This window comes from Motilimonas cestriensis (assembly GCF_021295315.1).
GTDB lineage: Bacteria > Pseudomonadota > Gammaproteobacteria > Enterobacterales > CBDFNC01 > Motilimonas > Motilimonas cestriensis.
Genome location: NZ_JAIMJA010000008.1, coordinates 101,760 through 117,965 on the forward strand (window position 1 = coordinate 101,760; position 16,206 = coordinate 117,965).

Consider the following 16,206-nt stretch of genomic DNA (forward strand, 5'->3'; position numbering starts at 1 on the left):
ACAGAGCTTAGTCGAAGTGAAATGGGCTCATTCACCATGAGCCCAAATATTTAGGCTATTTTACCTGTGGCCATTAGCTGGCGGATCAACGGTGTGAGTAATAGTTCCATGGCAAACCCCATTTTGCCGCCCGGCACGACTATGGTATTCATACGAGACATATACGCATCATCAATCATTGAGAGCAAGTAAGGAAAGTCCATGTTCTTAATGCCGCGAAATCGGATCACCAATAAACTTTCATCCAGCGAGGGGATGTTCTTGGCGCTAAAGGGGTTAGAGGTGTCCACCAAAGGGACGCGCTGAAAGTTTATGTGCGTGCGTGAGAACTGCGGTGTAATAAAATTTATGTAGTCATCCATTGAGCGCACGATTGAGTCTGTTACGGCTTCTCTAGAATGGCCGCGTTCTGATGTATCGCGAACTAACTTCTGGATCCACTCCAAGTTCACAATCGGCACCATCCCTATCAGAAAGTCCACATGCTGAGCGACATCTGTATTACCATCGCAGACAGCGCCGTGTAAGCCTTCGTAGAATAATAGGTCAGTGTTGTCTTCGAGCTCTTGCCACGGGGTAAAGGTACCTGGCATTTGGTTGTAAGGCACGGCTTCATCAAATGTGTGTAGATAGCGACGGAATCGACCTGTGCCCGTTTCGCCGTATTCCTTCATGAAATGTTCAAGTTGTTCAAAGTCATTCGCTTGCGGACCGAAGTAACTAATATGCTTGCCTTGTTCACGCGCTTTACGGATTGCCACATCCATTTCAGGACGGGTGTAGCGGTGGAAGCTATCCCCCTCGACAAAAGCGGCCTTGATGCCAAGCTGACGAAAAATTTGGGCGAAGGCTAAGGTTGTGGTTGAAGTGCCTGCGCCTGATGAACCGGTAATGGCAATAATGGGATGCGTGGCTGACATGAGAGAACCTTATCCAATAATAAGCTAACAAATAGATAAGCAGTGTATGTAAAAAAAACGTGTCAGGAAATGGTTAAGTTAACATTGCTGAATTTTCTTCGCTAACTTGGTCTTTTGGTACGATATTGACGGATTCGTGTAATTCTGAATAAACAATGACGACGCGACCTGATTTGAGCTGTGCTTTCACTTGCAGGACTTTTTCGGTCAAACTAATATCTTGTTCGCCATATTCAGTGCCCTCTTGTAGGACAAAATGTTCAATCAGTTGTTCAAGTGTCTCGGCGCTAATATCTTGATAGGGGATAATCATAATGTGCTCTTGCTGAATTGGCTTAGCCATGTAGGAATGGTTTGTTCTAGCCAGAATGTGGGTCGCTGGATGTTACCTTGAACAAAGCCTACGTGGCCACCTTTTTCACTGATAGCCAACTCAACAAAAGCGGATACTTGGTCAGAGCGCGGGATGACTTCCGGCGTCATAAAGGGATCATCTTTGGCGTGGATAAGTAAGCATGGCGTGTTTATGCTGGTTAGCTTTTCAAATGCACTGCACTGTTGGTAATAGTCGGCGGCACTGGCAAAGCCGTGAAGCGGTGCCGTAATCATTTGATCGAAAGCGTGGAATGTTGATAGCTGCTTATAATTTGGCAGCGGAAACTCAGCTAATGCGCCAGTACTCACTTTATTGTCAACGTTCGCTTTCATGCGACTGAGTAAGTGATGTTGATAAATACGAGAAAAGCCTTGTTGCAACCTCACGGAACATAAATCTAGCCGCAGTGGCGCAGAAACTGACACGGTAGCAGCCAAGCCCGATGGTTGCGGCTCAGCCAGTAGGTTGAGTAGCATGTTACCACCGAGGGAATAGCCTATCGCCATTAAAGGATGGGCTGGATATTGTTGCTTAAGCCAGTTAATTAAAAAACGAGCGTCAGAGGTTTCGCCACTATGATAACTACGGGCGCGTAAATTTGGCCGGCCACTGCAGCCACGAAAATGCATTAGTAGGCCAATCCAACCTGCTTTCTTAATCGCACTCATCATGCCTTGGGCGTAAGGTGAGTGAATAGACCCTTCTAGACCATGAAAAATAATCACAATCGGCTTATTAAAGTCAGCCCAAGGACGCTCGGTCCAGACTAGGTCTAAAAAGTCATTATCAGGCGTGGTTAAGGTTTGGTGTTGCAGGGGCAAACGAAATTGCCGATTGAGAAACGTCGGCAATAATGTTTGTAGGTGCGCATTACCGCACCAAAATGGCGCTTTAAAGCTATTAATCACTCGATTAATCTTCTTTATACAAGCCTAGGTTTTCTTTTGCGTAGGCTTCAAATTCGGTGCAACCACCAATATGGTTTTGATCCATAAATATCTGTGGCACGGTTTCTACTGGTTTACCCACTGTTTTTTCTAAGTCCGCTTTACTGATACCTTCAGCGTGAATATCAACATAACGAAATTTAAAGTCATCGCGTGACTCAGTAAGTGTTTCAGCGATCTCTTTTGCGCGAACGCAATAAGGGCAACCAGGGCGACCAAAAATAACAGCTAACATAAAATATCCTCTCAATGTTTATCAACTTAGGTATAGCATAGAGGAAAATAGAGCGCGCTTAAATTGGTTTATTTCAGTTAGTTCAATAGGTAATAGCTATTGAACTAACTATTTCAAATGTTGTTAAACAGCACTTCTAATCTGAGGGTGATTGAAACCTCATCATGTCGTTCTATTTCCTCGTCCTTAGGCCAGTCAACCGCAGGGGTGATCTCATAAAAAAACCACTTTCGAAATATGCTTTGTCGATATCTAACGGCAAGGCGCTGGTTGGATAGGTAGTGGTAAGGTTTCGTTTTACCTTGCACACTCGCCTCATAGCTGAGCGCTTGGGTGTCTGAGATAAATTGATAAAGGGTTAAGCCCGAACCGAGCTCAGCGCCATCAAAGCTGGTTTCTACTTTGGCGAAATTAGTCCAGCGCAACAAAAAGGTGTCACTCAATTTGTGATCTAAATCGAGGTCGGTCTTACTGCCGGTATCGCTTTCTTTCTGATAAATTTTTTGCGTGATCCTACCAAAAGTATGCTCACTGAAGGGATAAGTGTAGCGATAACGCGCTTCTATGCCTGGGTGTAAGCTGACTTTAAAATTTAAACTGGAACGCTCTTTAACAAACCAGTCATAGCGTAAACCCAGTGTATTTTTTGTGTCTTCACTGCTGTTAGGAAAGAGATCTGCGACTTTATCGTCAGCATCACTTTCAAATACTAACTTCAGTCTCTTGGTGGCTTTTGGAATGTTAACGCGTGCCGACAGGCGGGTTTCATACTTAAAACCTTTGCCTTCGGTTTGTTTAAAGTCATTATACCAGCGCACCATGGTTCCGGCTCTAGAGTCTTGGGTTACACGATCATCGACAAAGAAATCATCAAACCACAACGCGGGCTCACACAAGGTTGAGTTTAGGTAATCATAAGTTTTGTCTAGCATGGTGCTTTCTTGGCTTTTATAGAGACAGGGGCTCGGCTCTTCTTGCTCCAAGTCTTCAGCCATCGTCAAGTAACTGACTGGCACTAACAGCATGATGCTGAGGATGCGGATTAAATTACGCAAAGGACTTCCTTGGTCTTATTTGTTCTTGTATCAAGTATAACACCGCCTTAAATGGGATTTCGGATATTTAATTGTGATGGCTTCAGCGACTTGGAATAGTTAATGCTTCTCAATTTTAGGATTCATAGCAAGCTGGTGATAGCTGCGGAGGGTAATATGTCTCATTTAAACCGTCAGCGCTTAAACGCACATTTCAATCTGCCGGGTTAACTCTGACTAGCATTTTATTGGATGGATGGTTTGCAGACGCAATGACCATGAGTGCGGTGTTGCTTTGGTTGTGGCTACCTGAATGGCAGACATGGTTTAAAAATCATTCTATTAAATCCAGCCATCTTAATCAGTGATTTATTAGTTGCTTTGTATCAGTGTTTGGTTACTCTAGGCGCGCTAAATTAGCCGTAGATCGTAGAAATGAGGAAGCAAATGTGAATTTATTAGGGCAACTGCTTGAAAATAATGCGCAATGGGCCGAAAAAATTAAAGCCGAAGATCCCGCTTTTTTTGAAACGTTAGCAGCGCAACAAGCGCCAGAGTATTTATGGATTGGTTGTTCTGATAGTCGTGTTCCGGCTAACCAATTACTGGGCTTGCTTCCGGGCGATATTTTTGTGCATCGCAACATTGCTAACTTAGTGGTACATACCGATTTAAACTGTATGTCGGTGATCCAATATGCAGTCGACATTCTTAAAGTAAAACACATTATCGTAACGGGTCATTATGGCTGTGGCGGCATTAAAACGGCACTGGAGAATACTTCTCACGGCCTGATTGATTATTGGCTGCGTAACATTAAAGATACTTATCAAAAACACCGACGCAAATTTAACTCACAGATGACACAAGAGCAGCGAGTTGATTTTTTGTGTGAATTGAATGTGATAGAGCAAGTGGAAAACATCTGTCACACCAGCATCGTGCAGGAGGCTTGGCAAAGAGAGCAAGAGCTAACCGTACATGGCTGGGTTTATTCAATTAAGGATGGCCTACTGAGAGATTTGGAAGTAGCAGTATCGAGCCAAAAACAACTAGAAAAAATCTATCGCATTGGGGAAGTTTAGCTTCCTCTTTTTTTACTTCTTTTAAATCGCTCGCTTTATTTGCTCGTTTTAACGCTATCGACTAGAACTAATAGCGACTAGGCGTGGTTAAGAGTGACCCGTTTGGTCAAATAGTGCCTTAGCAACGTACTGACTAGATTGAATGAGCACAGCCTAAGTTTATTTGATCTTAGTCCGTATCGCTCATATATAAACTGCTAATATAGTTAAATATTTGGTCTTAAAGCTAGGGGCTGTTGGCCTCTCGAAAAATATAACCTCGAAACATAAACAGACCCTAGGGCAATGTGAAGGAATATAAAATGAAAAAATTATTAATCGGGCTTTCTTTATTGGCCTGTGTACCAACGTTAGCGACGGCGGGAGATGCTGAAGCTGGTAAAGCTAAAACTGCTACTTGTGTTGCTTGCCACGGCGCAGAGGGCATTGCAGCGGTACCTGTGTATCCAAATTTGGCAGGCCAAAATGAGGCTTATCTGGTGTCTGCCCTTAAAGCTTATAAATCTAAAGAGCGAAATGGTGGCATGGCTGCTGTGATGCAAGCTAATGCTGCTGCGTTGTCTGATGAAGATATTGCCGACTTAGCGGCATACTACTCCTCTTTAAAATAACTGGGTATGAAACAGTAAACTTCCTTTACTGTTTATCTTTGTGTTAACGGGCTATGATGACTTAATTGCTTAAGTCCATAGCCTTTTTTATGCCGTCATCAATTCAAACAAAGTTCTTACTGCAGCTAGTGTTAACCTTAACCTTGTTTGCTGCTAACTCCATTTTTTGTCGTTTTGCCCTTGCCAGTGGCGATCTTGCAGCCGCGGAGTTTACTGTATTACGCCTTGTTTTTGGCGCGTTCACGTTGTGGGGGATAAGTTTTTTCCTTGCTTCATCATCACTTTCAAAGGAGCAAGTAGTAGGTAGCTGGGGTGGAGCGGTGGCATTATTACTTTATGCGGCTGGTTTTTCGTTTGCTTATATTCAGCTTGATGCTGGTGTGGGGGCTCTGATTTTATTTGCCCTGGTGCAGCTAACTTTATTTGTCATCAATTTTCGCCAAGGGCATATTGCCAATAGTTTCGAGCTTGCTGGAATGTTATTAGCTATGGTGGGGCTCGCTTATTTGTTACTGCCCAGTTCTTCTGCGCCAAGCTTATTTGCTGCATTACTGATGGCCTTAGCGGGTGTTGCTTGGGGCGTTTATACTTGGCTAGGTAAGGGCGCGAGACAACCGGTACTGATGACAAGGCAAAATTTTAGTCGGGCAGCATTACTTAGCTTAGCCCTGTTACCTTGGTTTAATTGGAGCAATGGCTTATCCGTTAACGGCATCATATTGGCTTGTTTATCTGGCGGGCTAGCTTCTGGTTTAGGCTACACCTTATGGTACTTGTTGTTACCGAGTATTTCTGCGACCCAAGCTGGCCTGTATCAACTCAGTGTGCCGATTATTACCGCAGTGCTTGGCGTCGTGTTACTGGGTGAATCATGGACATTATCGCTAACTATCTCAAGCTTGCTAGTGATTGGTGGTATTGCGATTGCGATGTTAAAGCGTGACACTTAGGTGGTGGCCATTTCATCGTTTTTCATAATTTAAGCTAAACTCAAAGTAGTACTATAAATGAGGAGGCAAGATGATGGATTTAAGTCGATTTCATATGATGGATAGTCACATTCTGCTCAGTATCGTGAACGAGCAGTTGCGCATTGAATGTGAAAATTTGGAAGATTTAGTCGGGTTGTTTGATATTCCTCGCGATGGTCTTGAGCAAAAGCTTTCATCCATTGGCTATCAGTATGATTTTTTGAGTAATCAGTTTAAGGCTAAATAAACCTAATAAAATCGCTGTTGTTCACGTCAAAGGGGCAGTTAGCCCCTTTATTGTTACGCAGTGATTATTCCGCTTCGCTGTCCGTTTTTTCGTCCGCTAAACCTTGCTCTATATTTTCTATTCCTTCACGAATGGCATCTGCTGTGGCATAACCTTGCGCCAGTAAAATCATTCTATCTTCTGTTGAATAGACTAAGGTAGGGTAGCTAAACACTTGCCACTGTCGTGACAATTCAAAATCCTGTTGTGTCGCTTCAATCATGGCGGGGCTATTAAATAATTCTAAAAAGAAATCTTGCTCTAACCAAGGGCTCGCTAGCTCAGCCAGCACTTTAGCTTGGGTAATGTCCTTATTATCTTGATAGAAAGCTGTTTGCACCGCAAGTAGATAGTCAAATTGATGAGCTGGACTGGCCTCACCTAATAAAGTGACCGCGCGACAAGCAGGCTCGGTATCATAAATAAATTGATCAACCCGATTAAGTATTTCAGGGTTAATTTTTTGCCCTGTTAACTGCTCTACTTTTTGCCAGTGATGCGAAAGCATATCAGCGAGGGAGGCGTCTAGCGGTTGCGCATCTTCACCTGTGCGCAAACCACCCATGACAAGTTCAAACGGATATTGAGGTAACTGTTGTTTTAGTTGCTGCAGCTGAGCGCTAAAACCAAAGCACCAGCTGCACATTGGATCGGCAATATAAATAATTTTGTTCATGGTTTGTCAGTATTGATGGACACAGATAGTGCAGCATAACATTGCCAGCATTGAGTCTCCACCGCCAGTTCAGCTTGCTATCGGTGACTCTATTTCTGGCTCTTCAGGTTGAATGAGTTTGATTTGAAAACCCCATCCATTCCAGATGTTGCCATCAAAGTCTCGGATCGTCACTTCATCGGTTTTCTGATTGAAAAACGTAATAATTCCAGCGTGTTGTATCGATTGACCCACGAGTGAATAAGCTGCTATTTTACCTATCATAATAACCTCCAGTGTGGCGAACTAAGATTAGTATAGGCGAGAAAGAAAAATTTATAAGATAACAAATTGACCAAAAATGCCAAACTGACGCTAAGTGTTTTTGGCCCTCACGTGACAAGCTTATTGGCTCTGGTCTGAGAGAGATTCAAGCAAAAAAAATTATTTTTAAAAATTTTTTTTCGACCGATTTGAAGTGGTATTTTTGTTTAATTGCATCCCTTGCCATGGTCTAATGCGCCTTTAATTAAGGGGAATAACATGACAGAAAAAAATCAACTATCGCCAGATGAGCTTATCGATGCCGCCTACGAAATTTTCTTAGATTTGGCCTGTGATAATTTAGACCCCGCGGACATGATTTTACTGGCGGCGCAATTTGAAGAGCAAGGTGCAGCGGATTTAGTGGCCGTTGGCTTTGATTGGGATGAGCATGTTGGTTTTGAAGTAGATGAAGACAGCTATGCCGAAGTGGTCGTTGGTTTGGTTGACGAAGAAGATGCGCTAACAGATATTTATGCGCGTTTGTTAATCAGCAAAGACCAAGATGAAAAGTTTTGCCATATTTTATGGAAACAAAGCGACCAAGAGTAGTACGAATAATAGCGTAAAAATAATACGTTAAATCAGCACGATTTTGCTTGATCTTTAGGGAAGCCAAGAGCGAAAAGCCTTGGCGTTAATGCAAGGGTAAAAGCAAAAATAATTGTCAATTTTGACGCTAATCTCAAATAGTAAAAAGCCAGGAACATCCTCTTTTACAGTTGATCTAGATCAACACGCTAAACAGTAAATTTCCGCCTAATACACAACATATAGTGTTCTTTAAATACATCTAAGCCCACATTTAGTGTGAGGTCTTCTCTTGTTAGGAGTTTCCACCTTGAAACCTGTCGTCATAAAGCGCGATGGCGCGCGCGTGCCTTTTGATCTTAATCGTATTAAAGCTGCGGTGCTGTGTGCCATGGAAAACGTGTTAGAGCCCGATGAACGTTATGCTCAAACCATCGCAGAAAATGTCGAGCAAGAATTGGCGCAGCGTTATGAAGTGGATATTCATGAGCTGCAAGACACGGTTGAAAACCAACTGATGGCCAGTGATTACAAAGAAGTGGCGCGCCATTACATTGAGTATCGTCACGATCGTGACTCAGTTCGTGAAAAGAAGGGCCGCCTTGCGACAGAAATTCGTGGTTTGATTGAGCAAAGTGATGCATCGATCCTCAATGAAAATGCCAATAAAGACAGCAAGGTTATTCCAACTCAACGCGATTTACTGGCTGGTATTGTGGCAAAGCACTACGCCACGCAGCATATGTTGCCCAAAGAAATCGTCAAAGCGCATCAAAGTGGTGAAATTCATTATCACGATTTAGACTATGCGCCATTTTTCCCGATGTTTAACTGCATGTTAATCGACTTAAAAGGCATGCTTACTCACGGCTTTAAAATGGGCAATGCGGAAATTGAAACGCCAAAGTCCATTGCGACAGCCACCGCTGTTACCGCGCAAATTATCGCTCAAGTGGCTAGCCACATTTACGGCGGCACTACCATCAACCGTATTGATGAGGTATTAGCGCCTTATGTTGAAGCCAGCTATGAAAAAAATGTCGCGTTAGCACAAGAGTGGCAAATCCCCGACGCTGAAGGTTTTGCCCTAAGTCGCACCGAAAAAGAGTGTTATGACGCGTTTCAGTCATTGGAATATGAAGTGAACACCTTGCATACCGCTAATGGTCAAACCCCGTTTGTCACCTTTGGTTTTGGCTTGGGGACTAGTTGGGCGGCGCGTTTAATTCAAATATCTATCTTAAAAAATCGCATTGCTGGCTTAGGTAAAAACAAGAAGACGGCTATTTTTCCTAAGCTGGTGTTCGCCATTAAGGGCGGTTTGAACCATCAAATGGGCGATCCTAACTACGACATTAAGCAACTAGCATTAGAGTCTGCCTCAAAACGCATGTATCCCGACATCCTAAACTACGAGCAAATTGTGCGCGTAACCGGCTCGTTCAAAACCCCAATGGGTTGTCGCAGCTTCTTAGGCGTGTATGAAGAAGAAGGTGAAATGATCCATGAGGGGCGTAATAATTTAGGTGTGGTCAGCTTAAACCTGCCACGCATTGCGATTGAAGCTAAAGGTAGCGAGCGCCGTTTTTACAAAATTCTAGATCAGCGCCTAGCCATTGCCAAAGCGGCATTAGACTCGCGCATTAGCCGCTTAGAAGGGGTAAAAGCCCGCGTGGCGCCGATCCTTTATATGGAGGGAGCTTGTGGTGTGAGGTTAAAGCCTGATGATGATATTAGTGAGATTTTTAAACATGGCCGCGCTTCTATTTCATTAGGCTACATTGGCTTACATGAAACCGTGCAAGCGTTATACGGCACTGATACCCATGTTTACGACAGTGACGTGTTGCGTGAAAAAGCTCTGAATATAGTGAGAACCCTACGCGCGGCGACCGAGCAGTGGAAAAATGAATCAGGCTATGGTTTTAGCTTATACAGCACGCCTAGTGAAAATTTATGTAGTCGCTTTTGTAAGTTAGACACCAAAACCTTTGGTGTGATTGAAGGCGTGACCGACAAAGGGTATTACACCAACAGTTTCCACTTAGACGTGGAAAAAAAGGTTAACCCATTTGATAAGCTCGATTTTGAGTTGGCTTACCCCGATATCGCCAATGGTGGTTTTATTTGCTACGGCGAATACCCCAACATGCAACACAACTTAGAAGCACTAGAAGATGTTTGGGATTACGCTTTCGAACGCGTACCTTATTACGGTACTAATACTCCGATAGATGAATGCTACGAGTGTGGCTTCACTGGCGAATTTGACTGTACTAGCAAAGGCTTTACCTGTCCGTCTTGTGGTAATCATAACCCCGCAACCGTGTCGGTAATTCGCCGTGTGTGTGGTTATTTAGGTAGCCCAGACGCAAGGCCATTTAACGACGGCAAGCAAGAAGAAGTTCAGCGCCGCGTTAAGCACCTTTAACTCAATGAACTATCAGAAATATTATCCAGTCGATGTGGTTAATGGCCCGGGCACGAGGTGTACCTTGTTTGTTTCGGGCTGTGAGCATGCTTGCAAGGGTTGCTACAACCAAAAGACCTGGCGCTGTGATGCTGGGCACCCATTCGATCAAGCCATGGTGGAAACGATCATTAATGATCTTAACGATCCTAGGATCAAACGCCGTGGCCTGTCTCTTTCCGGTGGCGACCCGCTGCACCCGAATAACCTTGATGCGATTTTAGATCTGGTGCAGCAAGTGAAAGCGCGTACCCAAGGCAAAGACATTTGGTGTTGGACGGGTTATACCTTGGCTGAACTGAATGAAAAACAAAAAGCTCTGTTGCCTTTTTTTACGGTGTTAGTGGATGGTAAGTTTGAACAAGACTTGGCAAACCCTAGCTTGCCGTGGCGTGGCAGCAGTAATCAGCAAGTGATTCACGATCCTTATCAGGTTTTACTTAGTAACGAGATGTCTGGCTGATACGGTTAACACCTTGTTTTGTATCGCACAATATCATGTGACCTTTGCATTGCCATCTCTTGTTTTCAGTGCGATTATTATAATTCATCAACCCTTTAGGGTTTAAGGTTGTTATTTTTCAGGGATTTAATATATATGCTAGAACTGAAGCTAGAGCAAAAAAGCTTTCCTTTTAAAACAACTGTTTTAGAAGTTTTTAGTGATCGCGATATGACAGTGACAACGAAATCTTTGTTCAATACCAGTTCATTTACAATGCCTATCGACCAATTATCAGCGAGGCCAACGCGGCATCGAAAAATTAAGATAGTTGGCATCCTCACTTTTGTTGTTTCGTTCATCGTCTCAATCGTTGCTACGTATTATCTATCTATGGGTGATATCTCGCAGGGCTCAGGGGAAAGAGCATTATTCGCATTGATTATTTTTGGTACTATTTCGTTGTTTTCTTTTAGCAGTGTCATGTCTTCATATACGAATCTGTTGATTTTTACAGATGGAAGAACACGAGAGGGGATTTTTGCTATCAAGCCTTCCACTCCATCTGAAACAGAAGTGACGGGCTTTGTTAATGCATTGGAAGCTAGATTGAAATCGATTTCTTATGGCACAGGTTATTCAAGAAGTGAGATGCAGGTCATTTATTCAAAGCACCTTGAGTTTTTATTAAACGAGCAAGTCATCACACAAGACGAGTACCAAGGTATCTTCTCCAGAATGCAGAAAACTGAGCAAAATATTGTTTCGTTAGTGCGCTAATTGAACGCTTCATTTATAGTGCAAACGCAGGTGCAGTATGGTGCAACAGGTTACACTAGTGAGCTAATTTATCCCCATGAATAATGAGAATCTCCCCATGTTTGAGCAAGTCATATCGTTAATTGATGAAGCGAATAGCCAAGATCCCAATCAAGAAGAATTTGACGGTAAATGCTGGCCGAAAGAATTGTTATATTCACAGCGCATGACCGACATGCTTAATCGCTTCGATCCTGAGGCTGACGAATTAATGCAAATTGCGGTACGGGCGCAGCACATTAAACGCTGGTGTTCACCGCGTAGTGATTTTCCGATGAATAAGCAAGGGTATCATCAATGGCGCAGTGCCTTGTATCTGTTTCACGCCGACTCGGTGATGCAGCTGATGCAGCAAGTGGGCTATGATGACGCGGCACGTGAGCGCGTTTATGCTGCCGTGGCGAAGAAACAAATCAAGAAAAATCCCGATAGCCAGCTGGTGGAAGATGTTGCTAGCTTGGTATTTATTGAGCATTACATGCTCGCGTTTGCTGCGACTAAGCCAGATTATGATGAGCAAAAATGGATTGGTATTTTGCAACGCACGTGGAAAAAAATGTCGACTGAGGCCCATGCCTTTGTGTTGGCGGGTAAGATCACTTTGCCTACGCCGTTAGTGCCTTTGATTGAGAAGGCGTTAGCGGGGGAGTAGCTTTACAATAGTTCGAATTCGATATGGGTGCTAAATGAATAATCCACCTGTTTCGCAGTAAAACATCTTTTTCAGGGATGAAAAAATTGAGCTTACAGGGAGGTACTTGCAGCGATTTTACAGAGAAATAGGTGGATTGTGAAAGTGAAGAGTTTGACTCCGAGCCCTCTTTTTCGCGGTATAAATACCGCTCCTTGTATGTTGAGCTAGTTGATTGGTGTTTTTGTAGGACATGAGCTTGCTCAGGGAATTTGTGATATTCGCAGAGCAAGCTCTGCTCCTACTTGGCTTGTTATTGAATTGTCATAAAACTGTCTTATTATGCGGCTGTTAACTTTAATAGGCAGCCGTTATCATGAAATCCATATTTGAAATTTTTTCCTCTTTCTTCCTGCTCGGTCTTCACTCGTTTGGTGGCCCCGCTGCGCATATTGGCTATTTTAAAAAAGCTTTTGTCGATGAAAAGAAATGGCTCAGCGAGCAAGATTATCAAGGCCTAGTGGCGTTAAGTCAGGTATTGCCGGGACCGGGTTCTAGCCAAGTGGGCTTTGCTCTTGGTTTAAAGCGGGCTGGCTTAGCCGGCGGCATCGCTGCATTTGTTGGTTTTACCTTACCGTCATTCTGCTTGTTATTTGGTTTGGCGCTGTTTAGCCAAGGTCAGCAACCTGATTGGCTTAATGCTTTGATCCACGCATTAAAGCTGTTAGCTGTAGTGGTGGTCGTTGATGCGGTGCTGAATATGTATCGTAGCTTTTGTGTTACGCGTTTATTAACCGCGATGGCGGTGCTGAGCGCGGCGGCGTTGTTACTTTTCCCCAGTGTGGTGACACAATTTGTGGTGTTTATTGCCGCAGCGTTAATTTGTTTTAAATGGCACAAGGTGGAAAGAGCCGCAGACGACGAAGCGTCGAGCCAGCAGGTGGTGGTGAAGTGGCTGCCATTAGGATTATTCGCTGTACTATTTTTAGCGCTGCCATGGCTCAGTGGCTATGGCTCGGTGTTGCCGCTATTGAATGACTTTTACCAAGCCGGCAGTTTAGTATTTGGCGGTGGTCATGTGGTGTTACCACTGCTAGAGCAAGGCTTGCAAGGCCAAATCAGCCAAGACACCTTTCTATTTGGCTATGCCGCGGCGCAAGCGGTGCCGGGACCTATGTTTAGCTTGGCGGCTTTTCTTGGTGCGTATCTAAATGCCTCGCCTTTGCTGGGCGCGATGCTTGCGACCTTAGCGATCTTTTTACCCGGGTTTTTACTGGTGTTGGCTTTATTGCAAAGCTGGCAGCAATTATCGCAACAAGCTTGGTTCGCCACTGCTAGTGCGGGGATCAATGCTTCCGTTGTGGGCTTGTTGTTGGCAGCCTTGTATCAGCCGGTATTTACCAGTGCGGTGGTCTCGTCACTTGATATGGTGGCGGTAGTCATCGGCTTGTTTGCGCTGCGGGTGCTAAAGTTAAAAGTGATGTGGCTGGTGTTAGGCGCGTTGGTTTGGGGCTTGGGCTTGCATCTTTTGGCATGAGCAAAAATGCAAACAAGCACAGCACGGATGCTCCGTACTGTGCTTGAGCTGAAATGGGTTATTCGACAAATTCCATCATTTGCGCAAACACCGGATGGCTTGCTGAGTGTTGACTAATTTCTAGCACGTCTTCAAGCTTTAGGGTTTGCTGGGTGATTTGATCAAGGCGCTGATCTTCACCCACTAATAACCAAATTTTACTGTGCTTTTTATCCTGCATCGGCATACATAAAATGCCTTCTACGTTAAATGCGCGGCGGGCGAATAAGCCGCAGACATGAGACATCACACCGGGGTGGTTGTTTACTTTAAGCTCTAAGATTGCACACTGGCTAAAATCACTCATGCTTTACGCTCCTCAATTAAATCTTTGTTAGCTGCGCCCGGTGGTACCATGGGGAATACCATTTCATCTTCTGAGATTGGCACGTTAATCAGTACGGGCCCAGGGGTGTTTAATGCTTCGGTTAACATGGCTAACGGATCGGTCGCTTTGCCTAAATCAAAACCATTTGCGCCCATGGCTTGCGCCATTAAGGCAAAATCAGCGGTACGTTTGTTATTCACTGCGGCAAAATTCTCTTGGTAGAACAAAGCTTGTTGCTGGCGAACTAGGCCAAGGCGTGAGTTGTTAATTACCACTACCTTTACGTTTAAGTTGTGCTCTACTGCCGTGTCAATTTCTTGAATGTTCATCATGATGCTGCCATCGCCACTGATACATAGTGCCATGCGTTCAGGATCCGCTAGGGCAGCGCCAATCGCGGCTGGTAGGCCATATCCCATCGTGCCTAGGCCACCAGAGCTGCTCCACTGGCGATCGCGTACAAACGGATACACTTGTGCGGTCCACATTTGATGTTGGCCCACATCCGTATGGACGTTGGTGTTGTCACCGACAATTTCTGCCACTGTTTTGATCAGGCTGTAAGGGTTAGATAAGTCTTGTTTAGTTGGCAGTGGAATACCATGGTTTTCATTTAACCACTTGATCCGGCTAACCCATTCTATACGCTGTTGTGGCTCGCAGTTAGTAAGCAGTGCTTTAATGCAAGCGCCAACGTCAGCATGAACGGCAAGAGTGGGAGTTTTTAGTTTACCGATTTCACTGCGGTCAATTTCAATGTGTAACACGGCGGCTTGTGGACAGAACTCACTGATTTTTCCGGTGGCGCGATCGTCAAAACGCACGCCGGCACCAATTAGTAAATCACATTCTTCAAGGGCGATGTTGTTGCCTTTTGAACCGTGCATACCCAGCATGCCAAGGTGTAATTCATGACCGTGGGGGAATACACTTAAACCTAAGAATGTGGATACGGCAGGGATGTTGAGTTTTTCAGCTAGCGCTACTAAGGCTTCGCTGCTGTTTGATTGGATCACGCCGGCACCTACCATCAGCATTGGACGTTCTGCTTTAGCGATCATGGCTTCCATTTCTTTTAGCTGGGCTAAAGTGGGCTGTGGTAAAGGCATGGCTTCGCCTGGAGCTGGAAATTCATCAATTTCGATGATTTGGTTTTGCACGTCTTTTGGAATGTCGATCGCAACCGGTCCCGGGCGGCCTGAAGTAGCAATGCGAAAGGCTGCTGGGATCACTTCTAACAATTCTTCAGCAGAGCGCACTAGCCAGTTATGTTTGGTAATAGGCGCCATTAAGCCAAAGGTGTCAATCTCTTGAAAGGCATCGGTGCCTAACATGCTACTTGGCACTTGACCGGTAATTGCAATAACCGGAATAGAATCTAAGTGAGCATCAGCGATGGCGGTGACTAAGTTAGTGGCACCAGGACCTGAGCTAGCAAAACAAACAGCCGCTTTGCCTGATACGCGTGCCATGCCTTCGGCAATAAAGCCTGCACCTTGTTCATGGCGGGTTAACACGTGCTTAATGTTACTCCCGGGTAGTGCATCATAGAGTGGCAGAGCTGCACCGCCGGGAAGTCCGGCAATTTGCGTAATGCCTTGACGTTCTAATAGTTTTATTACGAGCTGTGCGCCGCTGATCTTCATCTGTTGCCTCTCTTGCTATCAATTCTTTATGGCATAAAAAAACCCCCTTGGGCCTGCGCCGAAGGGGGTTTAAATTGTTAAAACCCGCTACGGCAAAATGCTAACCACGACGACAACCACGACGCTAACGACGTGTTGTAGAGTGTTGATTAGGTTTGCTGTGATAGCCAGTTTCATTGTTTTTTTCCTTACGAATATGCCAATAAAGTTAACAAAGGAATAACGTTGGCGCAAACGTCCTGCGAGAAGATTTAAGTGAAAACAGTTTTTTGCTTAGTTTTTCTTGCTGTTAAAGATAAGTTAGCAGAGTATTAAACTG

Annotated in this window: 19 protein-coding genes; 10 read left to right on the forward strand and 9 right to left on the reverse strand. The window is 44.4% G+C overall.

The window, feature by feature from the left end:
- Window positions 1-50 precede the first annotated feature (50 nt).
- The 5 genes from K6Y31_RS09615 to K6Y31_RS09635 all read right to left on the reverse strand — a co-directional run bounded on the left by K6Y31_RS09615 (window position 51) and on the right by K6Y31_RS09635 (window position 3,533).
- Window positions 51-920, reverse strand: coding sequence for a phosphoribulokinase (locus tag K6Y31_RS09615; RefSeq protein WP_233052569.1), 870 nt, complete (start codon window positions 918-920; stop codon window positions 51-53).
- A gap of 73 nt (window positions 921-993) precedes the next feature.
- Window positions 994-1,233, reverse strand: a complete 240-nt coding sequence (locus K6Y31_RS09620; RefSeq protein ID WP_233052570.1) for a YheU family protein — start codon at window positions 1,231-1,233, stop codon at window positions 994-996.
- Window positions 1,230-2,204 carry a hydrolase gene (locus tag K6Y31_RS09625; protein ID WP_233052571.1) on the reverse strand — a complete coding sequence of 325 codons (975 nt, stop codon included), beginning with the start codon at window positions 2,202-2,204 and terminating at the stop codon, window positions 1,230-1,232. The genes K6Y31_RS09620 and K6Y31_RS09625 overlap by 4 nt, the downstream gene beginning before the upstream one ends.
- 4 nt (window positions 2,205-2,208) lie before the next feature.
- Window positions 2,209-2,478, reverse strand: a complete 270-nt coding sequence (locus tag K6Y31_RS09630) for a GrxA family glutaredoxin (RefSeq protein WP_233052572.1) — start codon at window positions 2,476-2,478, stop codon at window positions 2,209-2,211.
- 113 nt (window positions 2,479-2,591) lie between these two features.
- Window positions 2,592-3,533 (reverse strand): hypothetical protein, encoded by a 942-nt coding sequence (locus tag K6Y31_RS09635; RefSeq protein WP_233052573.1) that lies wholly within the window; start codon window positions 3,531-3,533, stop codon window positions 2,592-2,594.
- 428 nt (window positions 3,534-3,961) lie between these two features.
- Between K6Y31_RS09635 and can the strand changes: the two genes are divergently transcribed.
- From can to K6Y31_RS09655, 4 genes are all read left to right on the forward strand, one after another.
- The gene (gene can, locus K6Y31_RS09640) at window positions 3,962-4,597 is read left to right on the forward strand and encodes a carbonate dehydratase (protein WP_233052574.1); all 636 of its coding nucleotides are present in this window, start codon (window positions 3,962-3,964) and stop codon (window positions 4,595-4,597) included.
- Window positions 4,598-4,899: 302 nt separating this feature from the next.
- Entirely contained in the window at window positions 4,900-5,208 is a 309-nt protein-coding gene (locus K6Y31_RS09645) for a c-type cytochrome (protein WP_233052575.1), read from the forward strand.
- Between the two features lie 89 nt (window positions 5,209-5,297).
- Complete coding sequence (locus K6Y31_RS09650) at window positions 5,298-6,158, forward strand: DMT family transporter (RefSeq protein ID WP_233052576.1); 861 nt, start codon at window positions 5,298-5,300, stop codon at window positions 6,156-6,158.
- 70 nt (window positions 6,159-6,228) lie between these two features.
- Window positions 6,229-6,426: a DUF4250 domain-containing protein gene (locus K6Y31_RS09655; protein WP_233052577.1), complete on the forward strand. Its 198-nt coding sequence runs from the start codon at window positions 6,229-6,231 to the stop codon at window positions 6,424-6,426.
- A 64-nt stretch (window positions 6,427-6,490) separates the two neighbouring features.
- Here the strand turns inward: K6Y31_RS09655 and K6Y31_RS09660 are convergent, their stop codons facing one another.
- Together K6Y31_RS09660 and K6Y31_RS09665 are read right to left on the reverse strand one after the other, a co-directional pair.
- Entirely contained in the window at window positions 6,491-7,141 is a 651-nt protein-coding gene (locus tag K6Y31_RS09660; protein ID WP_233052578.1) for a DsbA family protein, read from the reverse strand.
- Between the two features lie 69 nt (window positions 7,142-7,210).
- The gene (locus K6Y31_RS09665) at window positions 7,211-7,405 is read right to left on the reverse strand and encodes a hypothetical protein (protein WP_233052579.1); all 195 of its coding nucleotides are present in this window, start codon (window positions 7,403-7,405) and stop codon (window positions 7,211-7,213) included.
- 258 nt (window positions 7,406-7,663) lie between these two features.
- Between K6Y31_RS09665 and K6Y31_RS09670 the strand changes: the two genes are divergently transcribed.
- The 6 genes from K6Y31_RS09670 (at window position 7,664) to chrA (ending at window position 13,874) form a co-directional block, all read left to right on the forward strand.
- Complete coding sequence (locus K6Y31_RS09670; protein WP_233052580.1) at window positions 7,664-7,996, forward strand: HI1450 family dsDNA-mimic protein; 333 nt, start codon at window positions 7,664-7,666, stop codon at window positions 7,994-7,996.
- Window positions 7,997-8,285: 289 nt separating this feature from the next.
- Window positions 8,286-10,406 (forward strand): anaerobic ribonucleoside-triphosphate reductase, encoded by a 2,121-nt coding sequence (gene nrdD, locus K6Y31_RS09675; RefSeq protein ID WP_233052581.1) that lies wholly within the window; start codon window positions 8,286-8,288, stop codon window positions 10,404-10,406.
- A gap of 4 nt (window positions 10,407-10,410) precedes the next feature.
- Entirely contained in the window at window positions 10,411-10,908 is a 498-nt protein-coding gene (gene nrdG / locus K6Y31_RS09680) for an anaerobic ribonucleoside-triphosphate reductase-activating protein (protein WP_233052582.1), read from the forward strand.
- 135 nt (window positions 10,909-11,043) lie between these two features.
- Entirely contained in the window at window positions 11,044-11,667 is a 624-nt protein-coding gene (locus K6Y31_RS09685; RefSeq protein ID WP_233052583.1) for a hypothetical protein, read from the forward strand.
- A 97-nt stretch (window positions 11,668-11,764) separates the two neighbouring features.
- Window positions 11,765-12,358, forward strand: a complete 594-nt coding sequence (locus K6Y31_RS09690) for a DUF4202 domain-containing protein (protein ID WP_233052584.1) — start codon at window positions 11,765-11,767, stop codon at window positions 12,356-12,358.
- A 355-nt stretch (window positions 12,359-12,713) separates the two neighbouring features.
- Complete coding sequence (chrA, locus tag K6Y31_RS09695; RefSeq protein ID WP_251080805.1) at window positions 12,714-13,874, forward strand: chromate efflux transporter; 1,161 nt, start codon at window positions 12,714-12,716, stop codon at window positions 13,872-13,874.
- A 58-nt stretch (window positions 13,875-13,932) separates the two neighbouring features.
- On the opposite strand, the gene ilvN is transcribed toward chrA, so the two are convergent.
- Both ilvN and ilvB read right to left on the reverse strand, forming a co-directional pair.
- Window positions 13,933-14,220, reverse strand: a complete 288-nt coding sequence (gene ilvN / locus K6Y31_RS09700) for an acetolactate synthase small subunit (RefSeq protein WP_233052585.1) — start codon at window positions 14,218-14,220, stop codon at window positions 13,933-13,935.
- Window positions 14,217-15,887 (reverse strand): biosynthetic-type acetolactate synthase large subunit, encoded by a 1,671-nt coding sequence (gene ilvB, locus K6Y31_RS09705; RefSeq protein ID WP_233052586.1) that lies wholly within the window; start codon window positions 15,885-15,887, stop codon window positions 14,217-14,219. The genes ilvN and ilvB overlap by 4 nt, the downstream gene beginning before the upstream one ends.
- Window positions 15,888-16,206 lie beyond the last annotated feature (319 nt).